Raw genomic sequence first — 2,783 nt, 5'->3', positions numbered from 1 at the left:
CAGCGCCGTCTTGTCTGGATCAACACCATGCAAGTAGCGGGTCAACCAAGTGTCGCGAGATAGCACCGAATTACCATTCGTGGTCACCGTAAAATAATAGGAACACCATTATTGTCACCAGAATGGTTATTGAAGTTAAGGGTATAGCTCTCGGCACCCAGGGGCTGGGTCGAGGACGAGTCTTCTTGATCCGTATCGAAGCCAGGGTCGGTTTGGTGGGTATGGGCCCCACGGTCCGCGTTGTTGAGCGCTTGCGATGCGGCGGCGCGCACGTCATGTGCTTTCCCGCCGAAGCTGTGGCCATTCAAAGGTCCGGCCATGGACGCTCCGGCGCTCATGACCAGTGCGAATACTGTGGCGGCTGTAATCATTGTCTTTTGCATTTGTCTTATCCTTTTGAGGTTGAGCGTGTGTCACGCTGTCTGTGCACTCAATTTGGCAGTATGCGGCGCGGATTTATTGCGCTGGCAGCTCAAGGTTTTGCGAAAAGACATCAAGTGAGCATTCGTTTGCTGCGCCCGTCGAAACAGACACCCTTCGAATTTCCCGATCAGACTTTCTGCCTGAGGTGGAAGGAAGTTAGAGGAACTAACCTTGGCCATGTTTGTCTGAGGGTGAAGATCGTTGGTGCCTATCGAGAAAATAAAGGCATAGGAGGGTTGACGTGATCAATCTCACGCATGGCACGCCAATAGTGGAAAAGCCCCCAAATCCCCACGATCTGAATAGCGGATAAGGCGAATCTTAAACCGTTCTGACCCTGGCTAGCAAATAAGGTCTCGCTGGCCAGACCAATCACCGTTGGACCGATGCCCACGCCAACGAGGTTAAAGCCAAAAAGGAATACCGCTGTTCCCATAGGACGCAGTTCTTCCGGCAAACGGTCGTGCAGATAGGCGAAGGTAGGCCCCCAGTACACAGCGCTCACAGTTGCTGCGAATGCAAAACTGATCAAAGCCAATAATGTTGAGTTTGACAGGAAGAAAATCCATACCAGTGGTTTGGCAAGAAGGATGGCAAGAATAATTATCCCTATGCGCCATCGTGGATTTCTCGTTCCCCATCTATCTGCCAGTCGGCCTGAATACCATGTGCCAAATCCACCGATGATCCCTGTGGTCAAGGCCAGGTAAATCCCGGTTTGCGCCTGGGTCATTCCGTGGGTTCGGATGATGAAAGTTGGCAACCAGGTTAAAACGCCAAAAGTTACAATGCCGATCAATGCAAGACCGCAGAGTGCATGAAAAAGGCCGCGGTCATTCCATATCAGATGACACGTTCTGCGAAAAACGGCTGTATCTGCGGGTGCTTTCTGCTCCGATTTAGATTTTTGGGTATCTGTTGTCGTGAATCTCAGAAGAAGAGCCAGGATCAGACCGGGAAGACCAGCAAGAACAAAGGCCCACCGCCAACCAAACATTTGCCCGACGATACCTCCAATGAGGAATGCCAACAAAACGCCAACATTTGCCCCGGTTGCAAAAAATGCCAGAGCCGATGTGCGGGTCTCATGCGGGAACCGATCAGTAATCATCGCATGGGCTGGTGCCACAGCACCTGCTTCACCGAGCCCAACGCCCAATCGTGCAAGAACGAGATGCGTAAAGTTCTGCGCGACCGACATCATCAGAGTTAAGAGGCTCCAGACAACGGCTGAAGCTGCAACAATGTTTCGCTTGTTTCCTCGGGCAGCCAATCGCGCAATTGGGAACCCGGCAAGAAGAAACATAACCGCGAAAACAAACCCGGAAAGGAGGCCAAGTTGTGTATCTGTCAGAACAAATTCCTGGCCAATGGCATTCAGCGATATGCTCAGAATATGCCGGTCCATGTGGGCCACGGCAAAAATGGCTGTCAGCAAGAACAACAGACGTCGATGTGGTTCCGGCTTCAAGACATTCACCCATATTCATCAGATCTTTTGGTGTTGGTACAAGCTTAAGATACAGAAGATCAATCAATGGTTTCGAACGGCTTTCGGACAACATTTAACCAAATGATGGCATCGCCCCGCGTCTTGCTTCTTGGATGACAACATCTCGGTACGCTGCGCAGTTACGGGATGAGAGACTGTCTGCAGTCCATATACAGTTTGGCGCTTAGCCCCTGCATTCGCATTCGGCGGCTCTGAGCACAGACCGTCAGATGCTACGCGAGACGGTATTGCCAGAACTCCCATAAACTGTCGGCTTATACCAATTCAGTTTTGCGTGGGGCTGTCGTCGAACCGCTGTTTGCTTGTTTTTGGCAGGCTCGTTTCGGGTTACGTTGCGAACGAGCGGTCGCTTGATGTCTTTTCGCAAAACCTTGAGCTGCCAGCGCAATAAATCCGCGCCGCGAGCTGCCAAATTGAGTGCACAGACAGCGTGACACACGCTCAACCTCAAAAGGATAAGACAAATGCAAAAGACAATGATTACAGCCGCCACAGTATTCGCACTGGTCATGAGCGCCGGAGCATCCATGGCCGGACCTTTGAATGGCCACAGCTTCGGCGGGAAAGCACATGACGTGCGCGCCGCCGCATCGCAAGCGCTCAACAACGCGGACCGTGGGGCCCATACCCACCAAACCGACCCTGGCTTCAATCAGGATCAAGAAGACTCGTCCTCGACCCAGCCCCTGGGTGCCGAGAGCTATACCCTTAACTTCAATAACCATTCTGGTGACAATAATGGTGTTCCTATTATTTTACGGTGACCACTAATGGTAATTCGGTGCTATCTCGCGACACTTGGTTGACCCGCTACTTGCATGGTATTGAACCAGACAGGACTGCGCTA

3 protein-coding genes are annotated in these 2,783 nt (G+C 51.9%); 1 reads left to right on the top strand and 2 read right to left on the bottom strand.

What is annotated here, in order from left to right; translation table 11 throughout:
• Nucleotides 1–83: 83 nt before the first annotated feature.
• Nucleotides 84–383, bottom strand: coding sequence for a hypothetical protein (locus tag ACEWZM_RS20855; protein ID WP_414008465.1), 300 nt, complete (start codon nucleotides 381–383; stop codon nucleotides 84–86).
• A 248-nt stretch (nucleotides 384–631) separates the two neighbouring features.
• Nucleotides 632–1,840, bottom strand: a complete 1,209-nt coding sequence (locus tag ACEWZM_RS20850) for an MFS transporter (RefSeq protein WP_414008466.1) — start codon at nucleotides 1,838–1,840, stop codon at nucleotides 632–634.
• A 560-nt stretch (nucleotides 1,841–2,400) separates the two neighbouring features.
• Between ACEWZM_RS20850 and ACEWZM_RS20845 the strand changes: the two genes are divergently transcribed.
• Nucleotides 2,401–2,700 carry a hypothetical protein gene (locus ACEWZM_RS20845; protein ID WP_414008464.1) on the top strand — a complete coding sequence of 100 codons (300 nt, stop codon included), beginning with the start codon at nucleotides 2,401–2,403 and terminating at the stop codon, nucleotides 2,698–2,700.
• Nucleotides 2,701–2,783 lie beyond the last annotated feature (83 nt).

This window comes from Phaeobacter cretensis, assembly GCF_047372505.1.
GTDB lineage: Bacteria > Pseudomonadota > Alphaproteobacteria > Rhodobacterales > Rhodobacteraceae > Phaeobacter > Phaeobacter cretensis.
This window is presented reverse-complemented; position numbering and strand designations above follow the sequence as displayed.

Bases quoted from the DNA above. Each gene is read 5' to 3' on its own strand.
- ACEWZM_RS20845 (WP_414008464.1), top strand. From the start codon at position 2,401: ATGCAAAAGACAATGATTACAGCCGCCACAGTATTCGCACTGGTCATG.
- ACEWZM_RS20855 (WP_414008465.1), bottom strand. From the start codon at position 383: ATGCAAAAGACAATGATTACAGCCGCCACAGTATTCGCACTGGTCATG.